The 24687-nt window shown below is 55.2% G+C and carries 26 protein-coding genes and 1 riboswitch; of the genes, 10 read left to right on the top strand and 16 right to left on the bottom strand.

The features are described 5' to 3' along the window. Positions 1-16 precede the first annotated feature (16 nt). Positions 17-1033, top strand: a complete 1017-nt coding sequence (locus JGC47_RS04520; RefSeq protein ID WP_004161851.1) for an acyltransferase — start codon at positions 17-19, stop codon at positions 1031-1033. A 75-nt stretch (positions 1034-1108) separates the two neighbouring features. Here JGC47_RS04520 and JGC47_RS04515 read toward each other — a convergent pair whose 3' ends face one another. Both JGC47_RS04515 and JGC47_RS04510 read right to left on the bottom strand, forming a co-directional pair. Continuing rightward, entirely contained in the window at positions 1109-1339 is a 231-nt protein-coding gene (locus tag JGC47_RS04515) for a hypothetical protein (RefSeq protein WP_004156142.1), read from the bottom strand. A 75-nt stretch (positions 1340-1414) separates the two neighbouring features. After that, positions 1415-2002 (bottom strand): class I SAM-dependent methyltransferase, encoded by a 588-nt coding sequence (locus tag JGC47_RS04510; protein ID WP_004156140.1) that lies wholly within the window; start codon positions 2000-2002, stop codon positions 1415-1417. A gap of 249 nt (positions 2003-2251) precedes the next feature. On the opposite strand from JGC47_RS04510, the gene JGC47_RS04505 reads away from it, so the two are divergent. Then, the gene (locus JGC47_RS04505; protein WP_004156136.1) at positions 2252-2443 is read left to right on the top strand and encodes a hypothetical protein; all 192 of its coding nucleotides are present in this window, start codon (positions 2252-2254) and stop codon (positions 2441-2443) included. Here the strand turns inward: JGC47_RS04505 and iraP are convergent. Next, positions 2440-2733 carry an anti-adapter protein IraP gene (gene iraP / locus JGC47_RS04500; protein WP_004156133.1) on the bottom strand — a complete coding sequence of 98 codons (294 nt, stop codon included), beginning with the start codon at positions 2731-2733 and terminating at the stop codon, positions 2440-2442. The genes JGC47_RS04505 and iraP overlap by 4 nt on opposite strands. Before the next feature lie 303 nt (positions 2734-3036). Here iraP and JGC47_RS04495 point away from each other — a divergent pair, with 303 nt between their 5' ends. Both JGC47_RS04495 and JGC47_RS04490 read left to right on the top strand, forming a co-directional pair. Next, positions 3037-3234: a hypothetical protein gene (locus tag JGC47_RS04495; protein WP_004156131.1), complete on the top strand. Its 198-nt coding sequence runs from the start codon at positions 3037-3039 to the stop codon at positions 3232-3234. A gap of 1 nt (position 3235) precedes the next feature. Beyond that, entirely contained in the window at positions 3236-4018 is a 783-nt protein-coding gene (locus tag JGC47_RS04490) for a hypothetical protein (protein ID WP_004156130.1), read from the top strand. Here the strand turns inward: JGC47_RS04490 and crcB are convergent. Continuing rightward, entirely contained in the window at positions 4004-4381 is a 378-nt protein-coding gene (crcB, locus tag JGC47_RS04485; RefSeq protein ID WP_004156125.1) for a fluoride efflux transporter CrcB, read from the bottom strand. The two genes, JGC47_RS04490 and crcB, sit on opposite strands and share 15 nt — an antisense overlap. Before the next feature lie 82 nt (positions 4382-4463). Continuing rightward, positions 4464-4534: riboswitch (Fluoride riboswitch) on the bottom strand. 87 nt (positions 4535-4621) lie between these two features. On the opposite strand from crcB, the gene JGC47_RS04480 reads away from it, so the two are divergent. Then, positions 4622-5050 (top strand): YbaN family protein, encoded by a 429-nt coding sequence (locus JGC47_RS04480; protein ID WP_004156123.1) that lies wholly within the window; start codon positions 4622-4624, stop codon positions 5048-5050. 355 nt (positions 5051-5405) lie between these two features. Here the strand turns inward: JGC47_RS04480 and proA are convergent, their stop codons facing one another. Together proA and proB are read right to left on the bottom strand one after the other, a co-directional pair. Further along, complete coding sequence (gene proA / locus JGC47_RS04475) at positions 5406-6659, bottom strand: glutamate-5-semialdehyde dehydrogenase (RefSeq protein WP_004156121.1); 1254 nt, start codon at positions 6657-6659, stop codon at positions 5406-5408. Positions 6660-6668: 9 nt separating this feature from the next. Beyond that, positions 6669-7772 (bottom strand): glutamate 5-kinase, encoded by a 1104-nt coding sequence (gene proB, locus JGC47_RS04470; protein ID WP_004156119.1) that lies wholly within the window; start codon positions 7770-7772, stop codon positions 6669-6671. 295 nt (positions 7773-8067) lie between these two features. On the opposite strand from proB, the gene JGC47_RS04465 reads away from it, so the two are divergent. Beyond that, entirely contained in the window at positions 8068-9222 is a 1155-nt protein-coding gene (locus tag JGC47_RS04465) for a porin OmpC (RefSeq protein ID WP_004156115.1), read from the top strand. Positions 9223-10074: 852 nt separating this feature from the next. Here JGC47_RS04465 and crl read toward each other — a convergent pair. The 3 genes from crl to gpt form a co-directional block, all read right to left on the bottom strand. Continuing rightward, positions 10075-10476, bottom strand: coding sequence for a sigma factor-binding protein Crl (gene crl, locus JGC47_RS04460; protein ID WP_004156109.1), 402 nt, complete (start codon positions 10474-10476; stop codon positions 10075-10077). A gap of 56 nt (positions 10477-10532) precedes the next feature. Next, a complete protein-coding gene (gene frsA / locus JGC47_RS04455; RefSeq protein ID WP_004156108.1) occupies positions 10533-11780 on the bottom strand; it encodes an esterase FrsA in 1248 nt (415 codons plus the stop codon). A gap of 116 nt (positions 11781-11896) precedes the next feature. Next, positions 11897-12355 (bottom strand): xanthine phosphoribosyltransferase, encoded by a 459-nt coding sequence (gene gpt, locus JGC47_RS04450; protein ID WP_004156107.1) that lies wholly within the window; start codon positions 12353-12355, stop codon positions 11897-11899. Between the two features lie 263 nt (positions 12356-12618). On the opposite strand from gpt, the gene pepD reads away from it, so the two are divergent. Further along, entirely contained in the window at positions 12619-14076 is a 1458-nt protein-coding gene (gene pepD / locus JGC47_RS04445; protein WP_004156106.1) for a beta-Ala-His dipeptidase, read from the top strand. Positions 14077-14112: 36 nt separating this feature from the next. Here pepD and dinB read toward each other — a convergent pair whose 3' ends face one another. Continuing rightward, on the bottom strand, positions 14113-15168 hold the full coding sequence (gene dinB / locus JGC47_RS04440; RefSeq protein WP_004156105.1) for a DNA polymerase IV: 1056 nt from the start codon (positions 15166-15168) through the stop codon (positions 14113-14115). Positions 15169-15383: 215 nt separating this feature from the next. On the opposite strand from dinB, the gene dpaA reads away from it, so the two are divergent. Beyond that, positions 15384-16118, top strand: coding sequence for a peptidoglycan meso-diaminopimelic acid protein amidase (gene dpaA / locus JGC47_RS04435; protein WP_004156101.1), 735 nt, complete (start codon positions 15384-15386; stop codon positions 16116-16118). Here dpaA and JGC47_RS04430 read toward each other — a convergent pair. Both JGC47_RS04430 and lpcA read right to left on the bottom strand, forming a co-directional pair. Further along, positions 16089-16856, bottom strand: coding sequence for a class II glutamine amidotransferase (locus JGC47_RS04430; RefSeq protein WP_004156100.1), 768 nt, complete (start codon positions 16854-16856; stop codon positions 16089-16091). The genes dpaA and JGC47_RS04430 overlap by 30 nt on opposite strands. A 234-nt stretch (positions 16857-17090) precedes the next feature. Then, a complete protein-coding gene (lpcA, locus tag JGC47_RS04425; protein ID WP_004156099.1) occupies positions 17091-17669 on the bottom strand; it encodes a D-sedoheptulose 7-phosphate isomerase in 579 nt (192 codons plus the stop codon). 206 nt (positions 17670-17875) lie between these two features. On the opposite strand from lpcA, the gene fadE reads away from it, so the two are divergent. Further along, positions 17876-20320 (top strand): acyl-CoA dehydrogenase FadE, encoded by a 2445-nt coding sequence (gene fadE, locus JGC47_RS04420; protein ID WP_004156098.1) that lies wholly within the window; start codon positions 17876-17878, stop codon positions 20318-20320. A gap of 36 nt (positions 20321-20356) precedes the next feature. Here fadE and mtnK read toward each other — a convergent pair whose 3' ends face one another. Beyond that, positions 20357-21556, bottom strand: a complete 1200-nt coding sequence (gene mtnK / locus JGC47_RS04415; protein ID WP_004156097.1) for an S-methyl-5-thioribose kinase — start codon at positions 21554-21556, stop codon at positions 20357-20359. 115 nt (positions 21557-21671) lie between these two features. On the opposite strand from mtnK, the gene mtnA reads away from it, so the two are divergent. Further along, positions 21672-22703: an S-methyl-5-thioribose-1-phosphate isomerase gene (gene mtnA, locus JGC47_RS04410; protein WP_004156096.1), complete on the top strand. Its 1032-nt coding sequence runs from the start codon at positions 21672-21674 to the stop codon at positions 22701-22703. A 49-nt stretch (positions 22704-22752) separates the two neighbouring features. On the opposite strand, the gene JGC47_RS04405 is transcribed toward mtnA, so the two are convergent. Genes JGC47_RS04405 through JGC47_RS04395 form a run of 3 tightly spaced genes read right to left on the bottom strand, consistent with a single transcriptional unit; the run spans position 22753 to position 24592 of the window. After that, positions 22753-23295 carry a 1,2-dihydroxy-3-keto-5-methylthiopentene dioxygenase gene (locus JGC47_RS04405; RefSeq protein WP_004156095.1) on the bottom strand — a complete coding sequence of 181 codons (543 nt, stop codon included), beginning with the start codon at positions 23293-23295 and terminating at the stop codon, positions 22753-22755. Next, positions 23292-23981, bottom strand: coding sequence for an acireductone synthase (gene mtnC, locus JGC47_RS04400; protein ID WP_004156093.1), 690 nt, complete (start codon positions 23979-23981; stop codon positions 23292-23294). The genes JGC47_RS04405 and mtnC overlap by 4 nt, the downstream gene beginning before the upstream one ends. Further along, the gene (locus tag JGC47_RS04395) at positions 23978-24592 is read right to left on the bottom strand and encodes a methylthioribulose 1-phosphate dehydratase (RefSeq protein ID WP_004156092.1); all 615 of its coding nucleotides are present in this window, start codon (positions 24590-24592) and stop codon (positions 23978-23980) included. Before JGC47_RS04395 ends, mtnC begins: the two co-directional genes overlap by 4 nt. Positions 24593-24687: the final 95 nt, after the last annotated feature.

Below are 24687 nucleotides of genomic sequence, written 5' to 3'. Positions count from 1 at the left end.
CTGGCAAAGGAATTCGTTGTTGAAAACCCTCAATATTAAACTGTTAATGCCAATTGCCACCTATCTGGTGATCCTGCTACATACTGCTGCGGTGCCGTTCAATACCTTTCATGGTGCCTGGTCAGTAGCAGTTATGTATGACGCACTGGGGCGCATTTCCTTTCCGCTGTACTTACTGACTGCCGGCTATATTTCGCTCAATAAAAATGAGTCACTGCTCAGTACGTTAAAGACCCGGGTGCTGAACCTGCTGATACCGCTTGTCGCCTGGACGGCGGTTTACTTTATATATAACCACATGGTTAATAGTAGTACTACCCCCTTCAGCGTGCTGGAAACGCTCAGTACTCCTGCCTACCCACATTTATGGTTTATCTATACTCTGATCCTGCTGTATCTGATCACTCCGCTGCTGAATACCTTTATCCAGCACGGTAGCCAGCAGCGAATTCATTATATTATCGCCATCTGGTTTGCTCTGGCTTCCGTTTATATGCTGTTTGATAATTTCAAAGATAGCGTGCTGGAAAATCATCCTGAATCCGTGCCAAGTAATATTGATATGGTGGTTTATCTGTCCGGTTTTTATATTATTGGTGGCGTTGCGCGTCGCTATAAGCTGGCACCTAAAACCCCCATCGCCAGCGTGATATTTATACTGAGTGCGGTACTCACCGCGGTGATGTGCTATTCGTTATCAATCAGCATCAACCAGCCTAATGAGATTTTTTTGTTCTATTCGGCACCGACCATTGTCACGCTCGCGCTGGCCTGTTTTTTCATGCTGCTCAATGCGCGATTGCGGTTCACAAGGCGTTTGAGTTTGTCAATTCGCGGGCTAAACAGACTGAGTACAGGCATTTTCTTTATTCATATGCTGGTACTGGAAACACTACTGCGGCTGTGGCCGGTAAATTTTGACAACTACTACGCCATCCTGACCATTCCGGCGGTGGCGCTGTTGAGTTATGCGGTATCAGCTCTGCTGGTAGCGGCGCTACGGTTGGTTCCGGGGCTTAAACGAGTGGTATGACTGCAATGGCCGTTCAGAAGCATTCTGAACGGCCCTCGGCTCGCGCTAGCAAACACGTCAGTTACAGGCTGTGGCTCAGAACGTTGTTGCGGCAAACTTGTGCGGCTGATTAATCGCACGGCGCGCAATCCAGTAGAGTAAAATCCGTTCGTCATCATGGTCCTGATCGGCCATTGCCAGAAGCTTTAAACCAAGCGTGTCATTGTTTACTGGCTGCCCGGTAATACTGAGATCAACCACCGCCTTGCCGATTATAGTGCACACTTCTTCCTCACTCGAAATCGGTTCTTCTGTCAGACTACCCATTTTCCCCTCCTCTTTGCTCAAAGGTTAAGCATAGCAAACCTGCGCAGCTTGCCACATGGAGTAAGTAACAGCTTATTAACGAGCAGGGTTGACCCTGCTTAACTGCGTCAGCGAGTGCCCGCGATAAACCCACGCGGGGGGCAGGTTTGCCAACACGCGCGTTCGGTTCCAGGCAAAGTAAGTGGAAAGCAGCTTCTCGCACATTGCAGTGTACTGGAACTGGACAAATACCCCATTGGTGTGAAGCCTGTCGGCAGCACGCTGCAAAATACGATGGCGTAAAGCGTGCGGCAAGGTCAACAACGGTAAGCAGGAAAAAATAGCATCGAACTGTCCAGCAAGATTTTCCGCTGACTCAGGCACCACCTGCAAGCGCGCATCCCGATCCTGCATGGCGTTAAGGCCGGGATAAAAGCGTGGATTGGTCTCGAAAGTCAATAAACGGGCATCTGCACGCATACGCGCCAACAAATGGCGGGTTAACACCCCCTCCCCGGCCCCTAATTCGGCAACGCGCAGACAGTGCTGCCAATCCACCGCATCCGTCATGGTTTCACACAATGCACGCGATGAAGGGGCGACAGTCCCGGTATTGCGTGGATCGGCGATAAATTCCTGAAGGTAGCTGGCTTTGTTTTTCAACCAGGACAGTGTAGACAGCAAAATATTATCTCCCGATGAGTACGTCGTACTTCATCAGGCCACCAGTCGCTTGACAAGTTCGGTAAATCTGCCTGTCAGCAGTAAAAACCAAGATTAATCCTAAAAAAATCCAGTTCAGCACCTGACGCTTTGCTGCCCGACGTTGAGCGGCTGCCGGCCGGTCGCGTCGAATGGTGTGAAGCAGAACATCTTGTCATCCGGCTTGTCGCCTATACTGAAACAGACACCGTTCTGCCAAAGGAGTAAGCGATGTTAATTGGCTTCGTACTACTTGTCAGCGCCTGTGGAAATGATGCCTGCGACGCGCTTCCCGTATCGGAACATATTTATCCTACCCGGCACGCCTGTGAGCAGATGGCAGAACGCATTCATCAGCGCCGCCCCAAGGCAGTTCTGCTGTGTGGTGAGGTTTATCGCCCGGTCGATTCCTCCCCTCCTTAGGCATCTTCAGCTGGCGCGGCTTCATCGACATATCGCGTAACCGCCAGCAAACGATTCACATGGGTAAGCAATAAATCCACGTCGGTTTGCAGAAAATCCTCGCCCCCGCGTGATACGGCGAGGATGGCATTCTGGATGTTTTCAGCGATTGAAGGTGCCCCGTCTTTACCCACGGTAAGCAGCAGCGCAGCCAGCACCAGTGATTGCGCTTCAACCTGAGCCGTCAGCTCTTTGGTGTCCACATCCATTCTGGCAAGCTTCATCAGGATATCGATAACCAGCTGTTTCATTTCAAGATTTCCTCATAAAATTATTGTTATGAAATTACCATTCTGCCTGAGGCGGGTAAACAGGATTTCGCCTTATATCAGCAAAGCCGATTCTGCTGGTAAAGAGCGGTTTCATCGGCTTGTTTATTAAATGAATTTTCTCATTTCACTTTAACCCATCACCAATAAATCACCTGATTTACCGCCTCAAAATAAGATATTTCTCTGTAATGAAATTCACGTCAGGCTTCGCCCTGGCCCTCTTCGGGTAGCAGGAATGACTTTTTGCTGCCAGGCTTGGCTAAAAGCTATCGAGGAGTGGCTATGTTTCGTTTTTTTCTCACCCTGTTTTCCAGCCCCGAATCCTTACTACAGGTGATGAGCAGGCGCGCGATAGCCGAGTCGATAGAGGATGGCGAACGCATCCTGATTGATGAAGATGGCAGCGCCAGCGTCAATATTTACAGCCCGGAAGTCAGGGAAGATTTTGTCCGCCATGTCGCGATGCTAAGGAGAACATGACATGGGTACGGCAATATTTATGGTTTTGATGGTTTGCGGTTATTGGTATACCAGCCGTGACCTTTCCACCCGATTTAAAATAAAACGTTCATTTGGCTGGGATACGTATTTTCTTGTCGCGCTGTACGGCTGTATTTTTGTTTTACAGGGCGTTTTTGCCACGGGTATTATCTGGCTGCTGCTGCTGGCTGCATCCTCGGTATTTAACGCTGTTTCGCAGCTGGCAGACGGCCGGCACCATCAGTGGCAAACTGCGTTTATGAACTGGAGCTTTTTGGGGATCCAGGCACCGGTAGTGGTGATGCTGGTGCTGGCCATTGCCTTTTGTATCTATCGCACCAGCTGGTCGGGCAGCGCCCGCCTCGACAGCAATGGCAGGAAAAAACTGTATAAAAAACTCTCCCGCACCAACGGCGTCGAAGCCCTGCTGTTTCAGTGCATGGAGCATGGGCAGCTGGTTTTGATCACCCTTGAGTCGCAACATGTTTATATCGGGATGGTTCATGCAGCTTCTTACGAAAACATCAATACCGCTAATGTCGTTATTATCCCGATGTTAAGTGGCTGTCGCGACATTCATACGCAGAATTTGCATATTGAACATAACTACAGTCGCTGGTACGCCGAACATGGCATAAGCCTGGTATCGGAACCGACATCTGCCATGGCGTTTCGTAAAGTGATCATGCTTAAGCAAATTGAGAGTTTATCACTCTTCGATGCTGCCAGCGCCAGCGCATTGCCGCTGGGTAAATCCGCTTTACCCGGCTCAGAGAAGCAGTGACATCAGCCAGAAGCCGCCAATCGTCATTAGTAATGAACCTGCAACATGGGTAATGACAGAGATTATTGCCCAGAGATAGTTGCCGGTTTGGATCAGCGTGACAACTTCCAGCGAGAAAGTGGAAAAGGTGGTCATCCCGCCACACAGCCCGGTTGTTATTAGCAGTTTCCAGCTCGGATCGATCCCCGGATAGCGGGCAAACCACGCTACCGTAGCACCAATAATCAATCCACCGACCAGATTAACCAGCAGCGTGCCGGGCGGCAAATTTGGAAACCAGGCGTTGAGGCGAACGGCGAGCAACCAGCGGATGACGCAGCCAGCACAGCCGCCTGCCATCACGGCCAATAACTGTTTGAACATAAAATCCTCTGCGGAATTCGGGGAAGGTGCCGACAGGCAAACAAACGATAGCCTGAACCACTGCCCCAGATTGCAACAGTCAGCTTAATCAGGCGTCATCAGCCCGAAAAAATGGGCGGTTGGGAAAGGTGGAACACCATCACCCTGTGAGGCGTAAGATAATCAGCCGTAGTGAGTTTTGCAAGCGGCCACTCAAAGGCTAAGATAATAAAAACACCGCTGCCGCAGAATTGGGTAAATATGACCGGACGCCGCAACACACTGCTCCCCGCCTCCGCGCCAGAGGGCAACAGAAAAAAACTGATACGCTACTTGTTTCAGCTACTGGCCATCATCAGCCTGGCCCTGGCGGTCGCCGGATTCATTCTGCCAGGCTTGCCCTGCACCGAGTTTGTGCTGCTGGCGGCCTGGTTCGCCTCTCGCAGCTCTCCGTCTTTGCACCGCTGGATATTGCGCCACAGGCTGTTTGGCCCGCTGCTGACCAACTGGCAGCAGGGTATTTTGCCGCGCCGTGCCAAATGGGCCGCCACGCTGGCCATGAGTATTACCGCGCTGATTATGGTCATCTTCGTGACGCATAAGCCCGGCGTGGTGATTTCCATTTGTTGTATGACTGCGGTGCTGATTTGGTTATGGCGTCGTCCGGAAAAACTCTCTCCACCGGCGTAATGCTTCGAACCGTCTTACTCCCGCAAAGGGTTGATCCTCCGGTTATTGATCCTTATGACCAGCAAAACCTGTTCCAGTCGCCAGTTCGGTCAGAACGTTTCTGGTGCAAAAAAAGCCGCAGAAACCGGCCCGGTATAGGTTACGTCGCGCGGAAAACCGTCACACGTTTTCATGACTGTTACGGAATATAAAAAGCCGTCTGGTGAAACGCGAAGTCTCGCCGATGCGCTTTACATGCCGGGAGCCGGGGATATCGATTGTGAACTCGCCCGGAGGGGGCAGTACCCATGCCAGGAGCGATCCTGGCAAACGGCAAAGGCTGGGAAAGCGTTACTCTATGACCGCTTTCTGTCAGTTAACCCCGCACGGTATCGTCACCGAACGCCACCCATTTATAGGTAGTCAGCGCTTCCAGCCCCATCGGGCCACGAGCGTGCAGTTTCTGCGTACTGACCGCCACTTCAGCGCCTAAACCAAACTGTCCGCCGTCGGTGAAACGGGTGCTGGCGTTAACGTAAACCGCAGATGAGTCCACTTCATTGACGAAGCGCTCCGCATGCTTAATGGTGCGTGTCAGGATGGCATCGGAGTGCTGGGTGCCGTATTCGCGGATGTGCGCAATCGCTTCAGTGAGGTCATCCACCAGTTTAACGTTCAGATCCAGCGCCAGCCATTCGTCGCGGTACTGGGCATCGGTAACCGCGCTGACGCTGGCAGGACCCTGCTGCAACAGCGGCAGCGAGCGCACATCGGCGTGCAGGCTAACCCCCTCCTGCGCCATGCGCGCGCTGAGCGCTGGCAGGAAACTGTCGGCGATCGCCGCATCAATCAGCAGGGTTTCCAACGAGTTACAGGCGCTCGGCCGCTGCTTCTTGGCATTAACGATCACCTTTAGCGCCGCTTCCGGCTCAATACTGCGATCGACGTAAATATGGCAAACGCCAATACCACCGGTGATCACCGGTATGGTTGACTGCTCTCGGCACAGCTTGTGCAGTCCGGCACCACCACGCGGGATCAGCATATCGACATAACGATCGAGCTTCAGCAGCTGAGTCACCAACGCACGATCCGGGCTTTCAATCGCCTGCACCGCACCAGCCGGCACGCCGTACTGTTTCAACGCATCCTGAATAACGCGCACGGTGGCAGCATTAGTGCGGTAGGTCTCTTTGCCGCCGCGAAGGATCACCGCATTACCGGTTTTCAGGCACAGGCTGGCGACATCCACGGTAACGTTCGGGCGCGCCTCATAAATCACCCCGACCACGCCGAGCGGCACGCGACGGCGTTCAATGCGCAGTCCGCTATCGAGCTTACCGCCGTCAATCACCACTCCGACCGGATCGGGCAGGCGGCACACCTGACGAACGTCATTGGCGATGCCTTTCAGACGTTGCCGATCCAGCATCAGACGATCCTGTAGCGCCTCGCTCATGCCGTTTTGCCGCGCGTCGGCAAGATCCAGTTGGTTAGCCGCGAGGATCTCTGCGCTCTGCGCTTCCAGACGGTCGGCAATCGTCATCAGTAACTGATTTTTCTCTGCGGTGGAGAGCACCGCCAGCTGATAAGAGGCGGCCTTCGCGGCCTGGCCCATTTGTTCAAGCATCAACGTTCCTTAGCTAACGATCATATCGTCGCGATGAATAGCCACCGGACCATATTCATAACCTAAAATGTCACCGATCTGCTGGGAATGATGCCCGGCAATCATGCGCATCGCGTCGCTGTTGTAGCGCGATACGCCATGAGCCACATCGCGCCCCTGCAGGTTGCGGATGCGGATCACTTCTCCACGGGAGAAGTTACCGCTGATTTCGCGTATTCCTTTTGGCAGCAGCGAACTGCCGCGCTCAAGGATCGCCGACAGTGCGCCGTCATCAACCACCAGTTCCCCGGCCGGAGGTGCGCCGAAGATCCAACGTTTACGGTTTTCCAGCGGGGTTTCCAGCGCGTGGAAGCGTGTACCAACCGGGTTGCAAGCGATTGCATCGCCAATCACACCCGGACGGCTACCCGCCGCAATAATGGTATCGATGCCGGCACGGCAGGCAATATCCGCCGCCTGCAATTTGGTCGTCATACCTCCGGTGCCAAGGCCGGAAATGCTGTCACCGGCCAGCGCGCGCAGATCGTCATCAATCCCCCTGACGTCGCGGATCAGCTCCGCCTGCGGATTATGACGCGGATCGGCGGTGAACAGCCCCTGCTGATCGGTCAGCAGCAGCAGCTTATCGGCTCCGGCGAGGATCGCTGCCAGCGCCGACAGGTTGTCGTTATCGCCCACTTTGATCTCGGCGGTGGCAACCGCATCATTTTCATTGATCACCGGCACGATGTGGTTATCAAGCAGCGCACGTAAAGTATCGCGGGCATTGAGGAAGCGTTCTCTGTCTTCCAGGTCGGCACGCGTCAGCAGCATCTGGCCGATATGAATGCCGTAGATTGAGAACAGTTGTTCCCACAGCTGGATCAGTCGGCTTTGCCCCACCGCGGCCAACAGCTGCTTGGAAGCGATGGTCGGCGGCAGTTCCGGGTAACCAAGATGCTCGCGCCCGGCCGCCATCGCGCCCGAAGTGACAATGACAATCCGGTGCCCTGCCGCGTGCTGCTGGGCGCACTGACGCACCAGCTCAACGATGTGCGCCCGGTTCAGCCGACGTGAACCGCCGGTCAAAACGCTGGTCCCCAGTTTCACCACCAGGGTCTGGCTGCTGCTCATTATTTCCTGCCGTTTCGTAAAAAAGAGTACAAAGAAACGTTTTAGCAGGTGTCGTGCCCGAAGCCAACAGCCAGCGGGGGAAAAGGATGAAAAAGCCATTCCCTTTGCCAGTCGCGGCGAGCGCGATTAACAGCAAAGGTTTAAAACTGTAATAAATACTTCACCGATAAAGGGTAAAAAGTTGGTGCCTTGACACGAGGCTGACGGCCAACAATAGCCAAAATAGTTCGGACCGCATTATCGATACCCGAAGTATGGTGGCCATCTATTTTTTACTCTCTGGGTTGAAAGCAAAATGATGAATAAACGCACACTGGTAATCTTAATCACAGCTCTGACCTTAACCACCGCTGCGCATGCCGCAGAGATTTACAATCAAGACGGCAACAAACTGGACCTATACGGCAAAGTTAAAGCCATGCGCTATTTAAGCGATGCAGATAGCAATGCCAGCAATAACGCTGATAAATCCTATACCCGCATCGGCTTTAAAGGTCAGACATTGATTAATGACCAGCTGACCGGTTATGGCCAGTGGGAATATAACTTCAGCCTGAGCAATTCAGAAAGCAGTAGCGATGCGCAGTCGGGTAACAAAACCCGTCTGGGCTTTGCCGGCCTGAAGTTGAAGGATTATGGTTCTGTCGACTACGGCCGCAACTATGGCGTCATTTATGACGTTGAAGCCTTTACCGATATGATGCCGGAATTTGGCGCAACCGGTTATACCCGCACTGATACCTATATGCTCACCCGTGGTAACAGCATGCTGACCTGGCGTAACAGCGATTTTTTTGGCCTGGTCGACGGGCTGAAGATTGCCTTGCAATATCAGGGCAAAAACGAAGGTTCCGGCACCCGTGCCACCAACGTGTCTAACGGTGACGGCTACGGCGCGTCACTGTCTTATAAAATCGTCGAGGGCCTGACCATTAACGGCGCAATGTCTTCATCCAACCGTTTGAATGCCAATAGCGCCAGCTCCACTACCAGCCAGAAAATGGCCGCCTACGGTTCAGGTGGCAGAGCGGAAGCCTGGGCAACGGGTTTGAAATATGACGCTAACGGAGTCTATCTGGCGGGAACTTATGCTGAAACGCGTAACACTAACCCGTTTAGCGGCGCTTCTTATACCTTTGCCGGTAACTCGACGGCAACCGCCGTTTCGGGTTACGCGAACAAAGTACAGAACACCGAACTGGTTGCCCAGTATCAGTTTGATTCCGGCCTGCGTCCGTCGCTGGCTTACGTGCAAACCAAGGCTAAAGACATTGAGAACGGCATTGGCGATGCCGATCTGAGCAAATTTGTTGATGTCGCAGCCACTTACTACTTCAACAAAAACATGTCTGCCTTCGTCGACTACAAGGTTAACCTGCTGAGCGATAGCAATAAGCTGCATCTGAATACGGATGATATCGTTGCTGTTGGTTTGATGTATCAGTTCTGACTGGCCTGATGCGCTGACGGGGCATTGCCTTGTCAGCGTTGATTGACCGTATGCGCCCGGCGAGGAGCGTCTTGACAGGATGACGCGCCTTAACAGCCGTTCACTGACGCGATCGATCGGCCAGTCGGCTCTTGCCCCCTGCACATGACGACGATAACGTTCAGGCCCGATGTTGTCAGGCGGCAGCTCCCGATTAACCCCGCAGCAGCGCACCACCGTGACCGGCGCCGGAGAACCGGACGTTTTTACGCCCGGTATTACCGTCCGCATTTATCCCCATCCGCCGCTCGTTTTATGCCAGCTTATTGTCTGGTCCGGCCATCATTGTTCAGCGCGGTCTGAACCTGTGCACCCGGGCCATAGCAGCCGTTACATATATCGTTAATGCCCGCGACCGGCCAGGTTTTGTGCTGCTGGCAGGTTTATCATCGGCGATCTTCACGCAGCTTCGCCCGCCACACCCCGCTAAGCTGCTCAGGGCGCGGGTTGTGCAGAATATGAGGGTGTGATCCGAACCGTCATCAGTACAGCTGCTACAGAGATGGCAGCCTTTTGTCGCGGCGAAGCAATATGGCCTTCCTGTTAACAGCCGTAGCCATCAGAAGAGGAGATTATCATTGAGGTTATGCAGGTGGACCAGTGCTGCCGTCGGGTTAAAAGGGTACCGGGACCATACCAGGCAAACGGCGCAGACAAAACTGAATTTCAGGCATACAGCGCTGAAGTGACAGCGAGAGGGGATAAACACCAGACGATGATGGCTATTGGCTTACGGTTAATTCGACATGGCTTATCCGCCCATGCGGCAGATAATCCGGGTAGCAGCAAGCCAGCCCGGATCCATTAAGCTTGTCAGGCGGTCAGCTTCACCGGCTGGTCAGCGAAATCCGTTGCCGGTATCAACTCCAGATCCATTTCCGCCAGCAGCGCTTTTAATCGCTCATGGAAGTTACGTAACGTCTCTTCAAGACGGGCATTATTATCCTTACCCTTTACAGCTGTTGGCTTCCAGTTGCCTTCTTTGTCAAACAGGCCAAAGCAGTACTGATAAGTGAAATGATCGGCGTGGGCTTCAAGCTCCATCCACCATCCCCAGAATTCACGCAGCTCCGGTTGCGGTTTCACATTTACGCAAACTGCCAGGCAGTCGAAGAAGAAACGATCGCCTTCGCATTTACTTTCACGGATATAAGGACCTAAAGAGTGAAAGCGCTTAATTATTCGACTCTTAGGATGTCCACTCGGTAACGTCATCGTTTAACCTCCTTGGTTGAGCCTTTAGTTGTAGCAAAAACGTGGGTTTTAGCAACTTATCGCGATAAATTGGCAAACAGCCAGTCACAAATGTCGCGCAAAGCCTTATCAAAATGCGTAACCGCCGGGGACGGGTTGATTTTTAACAGCCGACCGGCGACGGAGGAGTTAACAATCAGCCGCGATTCCTCTTCCGGGCTGAAAGGATCATGCGGCCAGAAAGCTGACAACATCGGAGTGGGTGAGCGACGGCCCAGCAGCCCCTGCATTTTCAGCGAAAAGCGGCACAGTTCCGCGCGCATTGTGCTGTCTGAAGTACCGGACATTCCCAGCCTGCTGGCCAGCATATCCCTGTGCATGTCCGGCACGTTGTGCTGGAGATCCCTGTCTGTCAACAGACGGTGTACCAACGGGCCGATGCAGGCCACCGCACGCAGCCGCTGAGTCTCAAGGCAGCCAAGTCTTACCGCCACATTAGCACCAAAGCGGAAGCCAAAGGCCGCTACGCGGGTATGATCAATCCAGGCGACGTTTTCCAGCTGGCGTAACACCTGCTGGTGCAGGAAGCTGGTATCCTGCGTTAGCTTCCATTTGGCGGAAAAACCCACCGACGGCATATCTAAGGTCAGCAAAGCGATACCGCGTGGCGCAAGGTAGTCATGGAACAGCCGGTAATGATCGCTTTGCAACGAATCGAGACTACCGCACATCAGCACCGTGGGATAAGGAGGCTGTGCGTCAGGGGGCATATGCAGGGATGCGCTCAACGGGCTGCCGTCAGCAATGGCAAACTCCAGCTCTTTTAATTCACCGGGCAAAAGCAGAGCGCTCTGCTGGTAGGCGCGGCTGGCCAGCAATTGTGCCTGCCCGGCCAGCTTATCCTCTTTCAGGTGCGGATAACTCGCCACGCTAAATAGGTTAGCGGCTTGCAGCCAACAGTGGCCAGCCTGCTGGTCATTGCTGCACTGGCTGGCCTTCTGTTGCCATCGGGCAGCCTGTTTTGACCACTCATAAATCCAGTTACCGCCACGGTAACCTATCACCGTATCCAGCAACCGCTCGTCGGTACGCTTGCTGGTACTGACCGCAATACGCGCCAGCACCTCAATAATCTCCTGCGGCGACAGGCCACGCCAGGCCCATAGCAGGCGATCGATCATGCGATACCAGCCGACAGGGATCGCACCGTCCGGCGCAGAATGAATTGTGAACGGATGATGATGCACACGGCGCATCAGCGATGACGTCTCAGGATGTTTGAAACGCGGTTTAAACAACTCTTCGCTGAGATTTTTCGGCGACATAACAGGAAGGCCCTCCGGCGTGCGATCGGACATTGAGTCTATCGTAGCCAACGAATTCACGCGAAGGGTAAAACAGACGCGCCCGGCTTAACCGGGCGCGTTTTGATCGAGATCAATCAGCTTTTAACCAACGGAGGAAGGTAGGCAATACCCATATCCCACGGCTGTTCAATCCAGGTATTTTGTGGAATATCAATGATGTAATCATCTACCAGTGGACGGCCAGCAGGTTTGGCAAAGATGGTGACAAAATGCGCTTTTGGGTACATATCGCGGATGGCCTGCGCGGTTCCGCCGGTATCAACCAAATCGTCGATCACAATAAATCCTTCGCCATCGCCTTCTGCACGTTTAAGCACGCACATTTCGCGTTGATTATCATGGTCGTAGCTGGAAATGCAAACGGTGTCCACATGACGAATGCACAGCTCACGCGCCAGCAGCGCAGCCGGCACCAGGCCACCGCGACTGACGGCGATAATGCCTTTCCACTGTTCAGCAGGCAGCAGGCGCGCGGCCAGTTTACGGGCATGGATTTGCAGCATGTCCCAGGTGACAACGTATTTTTCACTCATAAAAAAAATTCCCGACCAAGAAAATTGGCTCAAAATATGTGCAGTGGCAGCGATTGCGCGAAATTATAGTGATCTGGGCCGTTAAAAACCAGCCCGCTGCACCCCGGGGGGCTTTTTTTCCTCAGGCGACAGGAGCATGCGCCAACAATCAATGATATTCTTTTGCCACTGCGTCAGATTTTCTGGCGTGAATTTTCTAACCGCTATCCATGCACGCCCCTGCCTTTCAGACAGGTTGGTGATGCCGACACAGGAGAGTTAACGTGTCTGAATTGTCTCAGTTATCCCCGCAGCCGCTGTGGGATACTTTTGCCACGATCTGCTCCATTCCCCACCCTTCATACCATGAAGAACAGCTGGCAGCCCATATTACCACCTGGGCTTCGCAGCAGGGCTTATGGAACGAGCGTGACCAGGTGGGCAACATCCTGATCCGCAAACCAGCAACGCCAGGCTATGAAAACCGTAAACCGGTGGCGTTGCAGGCGCATCTGGATATGGTGCCGCAGAAAAACAACGACACGGTGCACGACTTTACTAAAGATCCCATTCAACCCTGGGTTGATGGCGAATGGGTTAAGGCACGCGGCACCACGCTGGGCGCAGATAACGGCATTGGTATGGCTTCGGCACTGGCGGTGCTGGCAGATAACAGCCTGCAACATGGCCCGCTGGAAGTGCTGCTCACCATGACGGAAGAGACCGGTATGACCGGCGCATTCGGTCTACAGCCCGGCTGGCTGCAGGCGGATATTCTGATCAATACCGACTCGGAAGAGGAAGGTGAGATCTATATGGGCTGTGCCGGTGGCGTTGACTTCACCAGCACCCTGGCGCTGACTTATGAAGCGGTTCCGTCTGATTACCAGACGGTTAAAATGACGCTGAAAGGTTTGAAAGGCGGTCACTCAGGCTGTGATATTCATCTTGGTCTGGGCAACGCCAACAAGCTGCTGGCACGTTTTCTGTTTGCCCATGCGCAACAGCTGGATCTGCGTCTGATTGACTTCAACGGCGGTACGCTGCGCAATGCCATCCCGCGTGAAGCTTATGTGGCGCTGGCCGTGTCCACGCAGCACGTTGACAGGCTGAAGTCTCTGGCGACAGGTTATCTGCTGACGCTGCAAAATGAGCTGGGTCTGATTGAGAAAAACATCGCCCTGATAGTGGAAGATGTCGCCCATGCGCCTCAGGCGATGGATGCAACCAGTCGTGATGCATTCATTGCGCTGCTGAACAGCATGCCAAACGGGGTGATACGCAATTCTGACGTAATGAAAGGCGTGGTGGAAACCTCGCTGAACGTGGGCGTGGTGAAGATTGAAGGTAGCGAGGCGAAAATTAACTGCCTGATCCGCTCACTGATCGACAGCGGTAAACATTACGTGGTTGACATGCTCACCGCGCTTGGCCAGCTGGCTGGCGCGCATACTCTCGCCAGGGGCAGCTATCCGGGCTGGCAGCCAGACGGCAGTTCGCCGGTGATGGCGCTGGTGCGTGAGACCTATGAACAGCTGTTCAACAAAACCCCAAGCATCCAGGTGATCCATGCCGGTCTGGAGTGCGGGCTGTTCAGGGAACCTTATCCGCAGATGGATATGGTTTCTATCGGACCGACCATCACCGGAGCACATTCCCCGGATGAGCAGGTACACATCGCCAGCGTGGGCCTGTATTGGCAATTGCTGACCGCGCTGCTGAAGGCGATCCCGGTGAAGTAAACCATCGCGGGTGGACCGGAAAAGCCCGGTTCGCCCTTATAATCCCAGCAACAGCTGCCGTTCCAGCTGCGGATCCAACAAGGTAACGTGCAGCCCCACCAGCCTGACTCCGCGCCCTGCCCGCCGCTCATCCCAGCTTTTGCGTGCCACCGCAATCAAATCCTCTTTATCCAGTTCCGGCCAGACATGTTCCTGAGTGGTTTGCTGAAAATCGGTGAACTTCAGCTTGATGCCCTGGCGAGCAATCAGCCTGTCCGGTTTGATTTTACTCAACCGCCGCTCCAGCTCGTCGTACAACAGGTCAATAATTTCCAGGCAGGCTTCCCAGCTATGAATATCCTGTGACAGCGTGCGTTCGACGCCGAGGGACTTGCGTTCGCGCTCGACGATCACCTCGCGATCGTCAATGCCATTGCAGCGCTCCCACAACACGCGGCCAAACTTGCCAAAGCGCTTTAATAACAGCGCCAGATCGCTCTTCTGTACGTCAGCACAGGTATTCAGCCCAAGTTCCTCAAGCTTACGTGCGGTAACCCTTCCCACGCCGGGAATTTTCGCCAGCGGCAGGCGCTGCAGGAAGTCGGGCACTTGCTCTGGGGTAATGACAAACTGACCGTTGGGTTTATTGATATCCGAAGCAATTTTTGCCAGGAACTTAATCGGTGCCACGCCGGCAGAAGCCGTCAGGTTCAGTTCCTGGCAGATGGTGTCGCGGATCTGACGCGCGATCAGCGTAGCAGAACCCTGGCAATGCGGACTGTCAGTCACGTCGAGATAGGCTTCATCCAGCGACAGCGGCTCAATCAATGCGGTATAGCGGGAGAAGATATCGCGAATTTGCCCACTGGCTTCTTTATAGGCTTCATAGCGGCCACGGATCACCGTCAAATGAGGACAGAGTTTCAGCGCCATCGCCGTCGACATCGCGCTGCGGACGCCATATTCGCGTGCCGGATAGTTGGCGGTACTGATCACCCCGCGCTGCATCTCACTGCCGCCAATGGCGATGGGGATATCGCGCAAGCTGGGATTATCACGCATTTCCACCGCAGCAAAAAAGCAGTCCATATCCACATGAATAATTTTGCGCATATACTCCCCCCAACAATACTGGATAAGTATACAGTCTACTTAACAGAGTTCAACAATGGCGAGAGTAAGCGACATAATCAGATTTTTACGCTTACGATCTTGATAAAAAAACAGACAATGCTAATGTGACGCGGCACCACCAGAACTTTCCGATATTGTCATTTAACAAGCGCTTTCAGGCGCTGATTTCCACCCCTACTTTCAAGAGAAACAGAATGGGCAAAATCGCACTGCTATTTGCGATGATTTTTCTGCCAGCCGTGGTTTTCGCCAGCGTAAACGAAACGATCACCCCTCTGGCACCGGTAAGCAAAGAGTTAAGAAAACAATTGATTGGCATTCCCGTGTATCTGCAAATCTTCAAAGAAGAGCGTACGCTGGAGCTGTACGGCAAAATTGGCAACGAATACCGTTTACTTAACAGTTTCCCCATCTGCAAGTTTTCCGGCGGGCTTGGCCCCAAGCGCGTGCAGGGTGATTTCAAAAGCCCGGAAGGTTTTTACAGCGTAAGTTTGTCCCAGCTTAAGCCGGACAGTCGCTACTATCGGGCGATAAACGTTGGTTTCCCCAATGAGTACGATCGCCAGCAGGGCTATCAGGGTAAATATCTGATGATCCACGGCAACTGTGTATCAATTGGCTGCTACGCCATGACCGATGCCTATATGGACGAGATTTATCGCTATGTGGAAGCCGCGCTGCGCAACGGGCAGCCGCGTATAGAGGTGAGTATTTATCCGTTCCGTATGACCGCGAGCAACATGCAACGCCACCGCTACTCGACCTATATTAACTTCTGGAAGCAGCTTCAGCCGGGCTATGCGCAATTTGAGCAGACTAAGCAACCTCCCGCCGTTGCCGTCAGCGCCGGTAAATATGTTCTGAGCCGCCCGCTAATTAACGGATCGACGGCTCCGGCATCATCTCTCGCGTTCTCCCAGGTAAAATAGCGCCCATTCGCCTGGCGCAATCTTGTGCCAGGTTTCATTTGCCGTCAGCGGCTGAGTGGCCACCACGGTGACCACGTCGTTCGGCGTGGTCTGCTGCTGAAAATCAATTTCCACGTCCTGATCCAGCAGCTTGGCTTTACCGAAGGGCGCTCGCCGGGTTATCCAGAACAGGTTGGTTGCGCAGAAGGCCATTAAATAGCGACCGTCCGACAACAGCATGTTAAACACCCCTTTTTCACGCATTTCCTGCGCCAGTTCGGCAATATAACGGAATACCGCCGGCCAGTTACCCGGCGTACGTGGGTAGCGCGTGGTCAGCTTATGCAGCAGCCAGCAAAATGCCAGCTCGCTGTCGGTTTCCCCCACCGGGCGGTACGGGCCGGTAGCGAGATTTTTATAGCCGCGCAGCTGGCCATTATGCGCGTAGGTCCAGTTGCGGCCCCACAGCTCGCGGGTAAACGGATGGGTATTCTCCAGCGACACTTCACCGCGGTTAGCCTGGCGGATATGAGCCACCACCGAGCGCGATTTAATCGGGTAATCCTGTACCAAGCGGGCAATGGGCGACTGAAAACTGGGTTGTGGATCTTTGAACGTGCGGCAGCCTTTCCCTTCGTAGAAAGTAATACCCCAGCCATCCTTATGCGGACCGGTTCCGCCACCGCGCTGCACCAGCCCGGTAAAGCTAAAACAGATGTCCGTCGGGACATTGGCGCTCATCCCGAGCAGTTCGCACATAGGAATACCTCATAACCAATACGGTAATAGCGTTTGAAAAGGGACTTTTACGGCTGTCATTGCATGACGTAAGGCGGCAACTGCCGATCGTATCCACCAGCTTACCTTAATCAGCGTAACGGTTAACAATAAATTTGCGGAGCAAATTTTAACGCTGTTAGCAGCAGCCGTTCAGCCCACGGATGAGTGGTATCAGGACGCCCATCCGTCGGTAACCATCAGCGATGGTGAGGATTATTTTACCATCTCTTTTTCTATCAGCAGCATCAGGATATGAATCACTTTAATGTGGATTTCCTGAATACGGTCGGCATAGCCGAAGTGTGGCACGCGAATTTCCACGTCCGCCATCCCCTCCATTTTACCGCCGTCTTTACCGGTAAGAGTAATGACCTTCATGCCCTGAGCGCGCGCCGCTTCAACCGCCTTGATGATGTTCGCTGAATTACCGGACGTTGACAGCCCCAGCAGAACATCTCCGGCTTTGCCCACGGCTTCGATATAGCGTGAGAAAACGTATTCATAGCCAAAGTCATTACTGACGCAAGAGAGATGACTGACGTCAGAGATAGCAATCGCCGGGTAGCCGGGACGGTTTTCACGGTAACGTCCGGTCAATTCTTCTGCGAAGTGCATGGCGTCACAGTGAGAACCACCATTGCCACAGGAGAGGACTTTGCCACCCGCTTTGAATGAATCAGCCAGCAACACCGCCGCGCGCTGAATTGCCGCGATATTTGCCTCATCACTGAGAAATTTATTCAGCGTATCTGCCGCTTCATTCAGTTCGCTACGGATAATGTCCTGATACATAGGGGGATGTCCTCTTAGGAAAAATTCTCGCCAGAGTTTATCAAGTTGCCGCAGAAGCGGGAAGCGATAAGCCTGACGGACGCGGGGATCTCATCGCTTTGTGAGCCAGGTTGTAATTATCAGGTAAACAGATTGCAGCCAGCAAGATGGTCATCTAAACCTGTAGCTAACAGGTCCGACCACTTACTACTTACGGAGCACTGGTTATGATGGTTATCAGCATTATGGCGACGATTATCGCGCTCGGCGTCCTGTTTTATCACCGCGTAAACCTTCAGGCTGCCAGCGCAATCCTGCTGGTCTGGAGCGCTGCTCTCGGCTTCGCCGGGCTGTGGACATTATGGCTGCTGCTGCCGCTGGCTGCCGTTCTGCTGGCGCTGAATCTGCCGTCGATACGCCGCCCTCTGCTGGCAAAACCAGCGCTGGCGGCCTTCCGCAAAGTGATGCCGCCGATGTCACGCACCGAAAAAGAAGCCATCGATGCCGGAACCACCTGGTGGGAAGGCGATCTGTTTCGCGGTAAGCCGGACTGGGAAAAGCTGCATAACTATCCCCAGCCGCGTCTGACCGCTGAAGAACAGGCATTTATCGACGGCCCGGTGGAAGAAGCCTGCCGCATGGCGAATGATTTCCAGATAAGCCATGAAATGGCGGATCTGCCGCCAGAACTGTGGGCGTATCTGAAACAGCAGCGCTTTTTCGCGATGATTATCAAGAAACAGTATGGCGGGCTGGATTTCTCCGCCTGTGCCCAGGCGCGGGTGCTGCAAAAACTGGCGGGCGTTTCCGGCATTCTGGCGATCACCGTCGGCGTACCTAACTCCTTAGGCCCGGGGGAACTGTTACAGCACTATGGCACTGAGGAACAGAAGGATCGCTATCTGCCACGCCTGGCGCGCGGTGAAGAGATCCCCTGCTTTGCATTAACCAGCCCGGAAGCCGGTTCTGATGCCGGTGCCATCCCGGATAGCGGCGTGGTATGCATGGGCGAATGGCAGGGCCAGCAGGTACTGGGCATGCGCCTGACCTGGAACAAGCGCTATATCACGCTGGCGCCGATTGCCACGGTGCTCGGCCTGGCATTTAAACTGTCCGATCCGCAACATTTGTTAGGGGAAACGGAAGATCTGGGGATTACCTGTGCGCTGATCCCCACGCAAACCCCCGGCGTGGAGATTGGCAAACGCCACTTCCCGCTCAACGTACCGTTCCAGAACGGTCCGACGCGCGGCAAGGATATATTTGTGCCGATCGACTTTATTATCGGTGGCCCGGCGATGGCCGGCCAGGGCTGGCGCATGCTGGTCGAATGCCTGTCCGTCGGGCGTGGCATCACGCTGCCGTCTAACTCCACCGGCAGTGTGAAAAGTATTGCGCTGGCAACCGGAGCCTATGCCCATATTCGCCGCCAGTTCCGCGTATCAATTGGCAAAATGGAGGGCATTGAGGAACCGCTGGCACGCATTGCCGGCAACGCCTACGTCATGGATGCTGCGGCTTCGCTGATCACCAGCGGCATTATGCTGGGTGAGAAACCCGCCGTGCTGTCGGCCATCGTGAAATACCATTGCACCCATCGCGGCCAGCGGGCAATTATTGATGCGATGGATATCGCCGGAGGGAAAGGCATTATGCTGGGTAACAGCAATTTCCTCGCCCGCGCCTATCAGGGCGCGCCGATTGCCATTACCGTGGAGGGAGCCAATATTCTCACCCGTAGTATGATTATTTTCGGTCAGGGGGCGATCCGCTGCCATCCCTACGTGCTGGAGGAGATGGCGGCCGCGCAGAATAACGACGTGGCAGCGTTCGATAACGCGCTGTTCAGCCATATCGGCCATATCGGCTGCAATAAGGTGCGCAGCCTGTGGCTGGGACTGACCGGCGGGCGCACCAGCGCCGCACCAACCCGCGATGCCACCCGCCGCTATTATCAGCATCTGAACCGCATCAGCGCCAACCTTGCGCTGCTCTCGGATCTGTCGATGACGATTTTAGGCGGCAGCCTGAAGCGGCGTGAGCGCATATCAGCACGGCTGGGGGATGTACTGAGCCAGCTGTATCTGGCATCGGCAACGCTGAAACGCTATGAGGATGAGGGGCGCAACGAAGCGGATCTGCCGCTGCTGCACTGGGGCGTGCAGGACGCCATGCACAAGGCAGAAACGGCTATGGTTGATCTGCTGCGCAACTTTCCCTACCGCCTGCTGGCAGGGTTGATGCGCGTGCTGATTTTCCCCACCGGGCTGCACTGCCCTGCACCGTCCGACCGCCTCGATCACCAGCTGGCGCAGATCCTGCAAGTTCCCTCGGCGACCCGCACCCGTCTGGGGCGCGGCCAGTATCTGACGCCGGACGAACATAATCCGGCAGGGCTGCTGGAAGCGGCGTTAAAGGATGTCATCGCGGCGGAAGCAATCCACGACCGCCTGTGTCAACAGCGGAAAAAAACTCTGCCGTTTACCCGTCTTGATGAGTTAGCCGCAGAAGGGTTGCAGGCGCAGTGGATAACCCGGCAAGAGGCCGACATATTGATTCAGGCAGAGTCCAGCCGTCTGCGTTCCATCAACGTGGATGAATTTGAGCCGGATGCGCTGGCCGCCCGGCCGCAAAAAGCCCCCCCGGCAGCGGCGAAAATTGCCGCAGCATAAAAACCAGTCGGGGGGCCAAATGGCTCCCCGACTGGTTTAGCCGTTCTGGCGAATACGCGCAATCAGCGCTTCGACATCGGCAACGTGGTCAGCCAGCAGGATCAGGCTGCGGCCCAGCGTCATCGCCTGGCGTACGCACTCAACGCGCATCGCTTCATCTTTGATGCTGTTGATATCCGCCACCTGCGACATGCCCACGGTACGACGGATCAGCTCGGTACCACAGTAGCCGATGGTATCGCGCCATATCTTAGCCAGGAAGGTGCTGGCATAGCCTGCTACGGCCAGCGCACGGTCGCGGCTCTTCTCTGCCGCCAGCGCGAGAAAACCTGCTGCAAAACTTTGCCACAGCTGGCGTACATCATTCAGGCGCGTTTCACGCGCGTCGGCCGCCTCACGCGGGGGCAGCAGCCCCGGCGCGGCACAGTAGCTAATCAGCAAATTGCCCAGCGCGCTGCCAATATCAAAACCCATCGGGCCGTAAAAGCCAAACTCGGCATCGATCACCTTCAGCCTGCCCTCTGCAACAAAGATCGATCCGCTGTGCACATCGCCGTGCAGCAGCGCTTCAGCATGGCTGTAAAAACGGTGTTTTAAGCCGGCCACGGCCACGCGCAGCTCGCCGTCTTCACGCAGCGCTTCCGCCAGCGGCTCCAGCGCACGCGGGTAGGCATTACGCGCATGGACTTCATAAGGTTCATTAAAGAACAGCTCTTCGGTAATGTCGCACAGTTCCGGGTTGGTGAAGCGAATAACGTCTGCTTTTTTCTGATGAGGGTGCTGGAAGAAATCGGAGGTATGGAACAGCGTCTGCGCCAGATAGTCCCCCAGCTGCCGTGCCGCCTGTGGCCAGTCGACGCCTTTGACCAGCTCGGTGCGCCAGATGGCATGATCGGAGAGATCCTCCATCACCGTCACCGCCAGCAGCGGGTCATAATGCAGGATTTTTACCGTGTGCTGCGGGCAAAACTTGCCATGCTCAATCAGCACTTCGGCTTCCAGCCGGGCGCGATCGAGGGTCAGTGGCCAGGATTCCCCCACGCAGCGTACCCAGGGCAGCGCCTGCTTGACCACCACCCGACTAACGCCCGTGGTATCGAAAATTCTGAATACCAGATTCAGGTTACCATCGCCCACTTCCAGCGCGTCGACCAGACTGTTGGGATTATCCACGCCGCCAAACTGGCGAGCATACTCCACGGCATCTGCTGCGGTAAACGTACGGTATTGCGACATAACCTGTCCCTCAAAAATAAGCGATAGTTTCGTTATAATAAGCCGTTCAGACGTCTATACATCCGTTGGCCATGTTGGCACAATAACCCGCAGTAAATCAACCGGGATTTGATCAATGCAAACACTCAGCACCACCAGCTTACAGATACGTGATAATCAGCTCTGGATCCTCGATCAGCAGGCGCTGCCCCAGCAGAAAATCTGGTGCCCGACGGCCGATGTCAATGCGCTGGTCGGCCATATCAAGGCGCTGCGCGTGCGCGGTGCGCCATTGATCGGCCTGTCCGCCAGCCTGCTGCTGGCGCTGCTGGCGGAAAACGGCATGGCACAAGCCGCGCTGGCCGAAGCGCTGGACGTGCTGCGCGCCGCGCGCCCAACGGCGGTTAACCTGATGAACAACCTTGACCGCATGAAGCAGGCGCTGGCGCGGAACGACTTTGTCAGCGCGATGGGCGCAGAGGCGCTGCGCCTGATCGACGAAGACAAAGCGCAGTGCGAGCGCATCGCCAGCGCCGGCAGCGCGCTGATCGTCCCCGGCAGCCGCCTGCTGACCCACTGCAATACCGGAGGGCTGGCCACTGCGGGCGTGGGCACGGCCTCAGGCGTGATCGCCCGCGGCTGGCAGCAAGGCAAGGTCGACAGCGTATGGGTGGATGAAACCCGGCCGCTGTTGCAGGGCGGACGCCTGACGGCCTGGGAGCTGGGTGAACTGGGGATCCCCTACCGCCTGATCTGCGACTCGATGGCCGCCAGCCTGATGGCGCGCGGAGAGGTCGACGCGGTATGGGTCGGCGCGGACCGTATCGCGGCGAACGGCGACGTGGCGAATAAAATCGGCACCTACAGCCTGGCGGTGCTGGCTAACTACCACAACATACCATTCTATGTTGCCGCGCCGCATACCACGCTGGATCGCGCCTGCCCGAACGGTGGCGCGATCCCCATTGAGCAGCGGGCAGCCAGCGAAGTGACCGGAGTCAGCGGCAGTTTTGGCAACGTGCAGTGGGCGCCGGAAGACACGGCGGTGTATAACCCGGCGTTTGACGTCACTCCCGCCTCGCTGATTAGCGGCTGGGTGCTGGACAGCGGCGTGGTGACGCCTGAGCAGGTCAAAGCCGGTGAATTTTCTCCGCATCACCAGGGGTAACGAACAGCAGCAACCGTGCATGCGTCACGGTTGCTCCGCCTTTTTTCCGTTAAGGCAGGCGCGGGTAGCCGTCCGCAATCGGATCGCCGGTAAATTTGGCGATCCAGCCTTCCTGATTGTCGAAGATGCGGATGGCGGTGAAATGCGGTGACGATCCCATATCAAACCAGTGCGGCGTCCCGGCCGGAACCGAGATCAGATCGTTTTTTTCGCACAGGATCTGAAAAATATGCCCGTCAAGATGCAGGCAGAACAGCCCCGCCCCTTCGACAAAGAAGCGTACTTCATCTTCACCGTGGGTATGTTCAGAGAGAAACTTGCTGCGCAGCGCCTCCTTTTGCGGGTTATCGGCACGCATGCTGATCACGTCCCAGCTTTGATAGCCTTTCTCCGCCACCAGCCGGTCGATGGCATGCTGATAAGCGCCGATCACCGTTTCGGGATCGGGATTATCTCCGAGGTCACGGTCGGCATGCCAGCGTTCAAAGCGCACGCCTTTACTGCGCAGCTTATCAGCGATCTCAGCCGCATCGATGCTGTACCACACCGGGGTGGTTGCTTCGCTTTCGGTAAAAATAGTCAGTGCACTCATGGGTTCAGCAGCTCCTGGTTAATCTGATCAAAATCAGTGACCTGACGATGGCGGCTTTCATTATCCGCATCGCCGCGTATTAACTGTACGGTATGCCAGCCCGCATCCCGTGCGGCGTCCAGCTCCTGATGGATATCGGATAAAAACATCAGCTGCCGGGCGGGCAGGCCAATCTGGCTGGCGATGTTTTGATAAGCGCCAACTTCACGTTTGGCCCCCACATGGGTATCAAAGTAACCGCTAAACAGCCCGGTAATATCACCGGCATCGCTGTAGCCAAACAGCAATTTCTGCGCCGCTACCGAACCGGACGAATAGACATACAGCCCCAGCCCCTGCTGCTGCCAGCGCTGTAAGGCGGGTAACACATCAGGATAGAGATGGCCGGTAAAGCAGCCGTTGAGATAACCGTCACGCCAGACCATGCCCTGTAACGCTTTCAGCGCGGTGGATTTACGATCCTCATCCATAAAACCAAACAGCACCCCGATAAGCTCCTGCACCGTGGCCTGAGGGCGGTCGATTTCCGCACGCAGCTGGTCTAGCACCAGCGCCACCGCCGGCTGCTGCGGGTTACCGGTGATAAAGGACGGCAGGTTTTGGCGGGCGTAAGGGAACAGGACGTTATGCACAAAGCGAATATCGCTGGTGGTGCCTTCAATGTCGGTGACGATAGCGCGGATCATGGTCTCTCCAGTAAGCGGCGTTGTAATTCACACTGGAACAGAAACTCCAGCCCTTCCAGATGGCGACGCGCTTCATTCACGTCTTTGCCCCAGCAGGTCAGCCCGTGGCCGCGCAGCAGAAAACCGTAGCGCAGCGGCTGCACGGCGGCAAACCGTTCAATACGCTGTGCCAGCGCGTCGATATCCTGATCGTTATCGAACAGGGCTATCGCCACGCAGTCAAGATGCGAATGCTGCCCGGCGAGCGTCTTCTGCATTTCATAACCCTGCAACGCCAGCGCCGCCCCCTGCTCCACCCGTGACAGCACGGTCGAGTTCACCGTGTGCGTATGCAGCACCGCCCCGGCGTCAGGAAACAGACGGTAAATCAGGGTATGCAGGGCGGTTTCCGCCGAGGGTTTACGACCGGACGGCACGCGGTTAGTGGCAATCTCCACCTGAATAAAGTCAGCGGGCGTCAGGCTGCCTTTATCTTTGCCGGAGGCGCTCAGCAGGCAAGTTTGCTCATCCTGGCGCAGCGACATATTGCCGCCGGTCGCCGGAGACCAGCCGCGCGCGCCAATCCAGTGACAGGCGGCAACCAATTGATCTAACTGTGAGCTTTGCGTCATCCCATTCCCTTAAATCAGGCTGAAGAGTTCACGCCGGCAGCGCGAAACCCGGCGAATTTAGACGTCTAAGCGTCTTGATTGCCAAATCCTATCAT

It is taken from the genome of Erwinia amylovora, from assembly GCF_017161565.1.
Lineage (GTDB): Bacteria > Pseudomonadota > Gammaproteobacteria > Enterobacterales > Enterobacteriaceae > Erwinia > Erwinia amylovora.
This window is presented reverse-complemented; position numbering and strand designations above follow the sequence as displayed.

Bases quoted from the DNA above. Each gene is read 5' to 3' on its own strand.
- JGC47_RS04515 (WP_004156142.1), bottom strand. From the start codon at position 1,339: ATGGGTAGTCTGACAGAAGAACCGATTTCGAGTGAGGAAGAAGTGTGC.
- JGC47_RS04505 (WP_004156136.1), top strand. From the start codon at position 2,252: ATGTTAATTGGCTTCGTACTACTTGTCAGCGCCTGTGGAAATGATGCC.
- iraP (WP_004156133.1), bottom strand. From the start codon at position 2,733: ATGAAACAGCTGGTTATCGATATCCTGATGAAGCTTGCCAGAATGGAT.
- JGC47_RS04495 (WP_004156131.1), top strand. From the start codon at position 3,037: ATGTTTCGTTTTTTTCTCACCCTGTTTTCCAGCCCCGAATCCTTACTA.
- JGC47_RS04490 (WP_004156130.1), top strand. From the start codon at position 3,236: ATGGGTACGGCAATATTTATGGTTTTGATGGTTTGCGGTTATTGGTAT.
- crcB (WP_004156125.1), bottom strand. From the start codon at position 4,381: ATGTTCAAACAGTTATTGGCCGTGATGGCAGGCGGCTGTGCTGGCTGC.
- JGC47_RS04480 (WP_004156123.1), top strand. From the start codon at position 4,622: ATGACCGGACGCCGCAACACACTGCTCCCCGCCTCCGCGCCAGAGGGC.
- proA (WP_004156121.1), bottom strand. From the start codon at position 6,659: ATGCTTGAACAAATGGGCCAGGCCGCGAAGGCCGCCTCTTATCAGCTG.
- proB (WP_004156119.1), bottom strand. From the start codon at position 7,772: ATGAGCAGCAGCCAGACCCTGGTGGTGAAACTGGGGACCAGCGTTTTG.
- JGC47_RS04465 (WP_004156115.1), top strand. From the start codon at position 8,068: ATGATGAATAAACGCACACTGGTAATCTTAATCACAGCTCTGACCTTA.
- crl (WP_004156109.1), bottom strand. From the start codon at position 10,476: ATGACGTTACCGAGTGGACATCCTAAGAGTCGAATAATTAAGCGCTTT.
- frsA (WP_004156108.1), bottom strand. From the start codon at position 11,780: ATGTCGCCGAAAAATCTCAGCGAAGAGTTGTTTAAACCGCGTTTCAAA.
- gpt (WP_004156107.1), bottom strand. From the start codon at position 12,355: ATGAGTGAAAAATACGTTGTCACCTGGGACATGCTGCAAATCCATGCC.
- dinB (WP_004156105.1), bottom strand. From the start codon at position 15,168: ATGCGCAAAATTATTCATGTGGATATGGACTGCTTTTTTGCTGCGGTG.
- dpaA (WP_004156101.1), top strand. From the start codon at position 15,384: ATGGGCAAAATCGCACTGCTATTTGCGATGATTTTTCTGCCAGCCGTG.
- JGC47_RS04430 (WP_004156100.1), bottom strand. From the start codon at position 16,856: ATGTGCGAACTGCTCGGGATGAGCGCCAATGTCCCGACGGACATCTGT.
- lpcA (WP_004156099.1), bottom strand. From the start codon at position 17,669: ATGTATCAGGACATTATCCGTAGCGAACTGAATGAAGCGGCAGATACG.
- fadE (WP_004156098.1), top strand. From the start codon at position 17,876: ATGATGGTTATCAGCATTATGGCGACGATTATCGCGCTCGGCGTCCTG.
- mtnK (WP_004156097.1), bottom strand. From the start codon at position 21,556: ATGTCGCAATACCGTACGTTTACCGCAGCAGATGCCGTGGAGTATGCT.
- mtnA (WP_004156096.1), top strand. From the start codon at position 21,672: ATGCAAACACTCAGCACCACCAGCTTACAGATACGTGATAATCAGCTC.
- JGC47_RS04405 (WP_004156095.1), bottom strand. From the start codon at position 23,295: ATGAGTGCACTGACTATTTTTACCGAAAGCGAAGCAACCACCCCGGTG.
- mtnC (WP_004156093.1), bottom strand. From the start codon at position 23,981: ATGATCCGCGCTATCGTCACCGACATTGAAGGCACCACCAGCGATATT.
- JGC47_RS04395 (WP_004156092.1), bottom strand. From the start codon at position 24,592: ATGACGCAAAGCTCACAGTTAGATCAATTGGTTGCCGCCTGTCACTGG.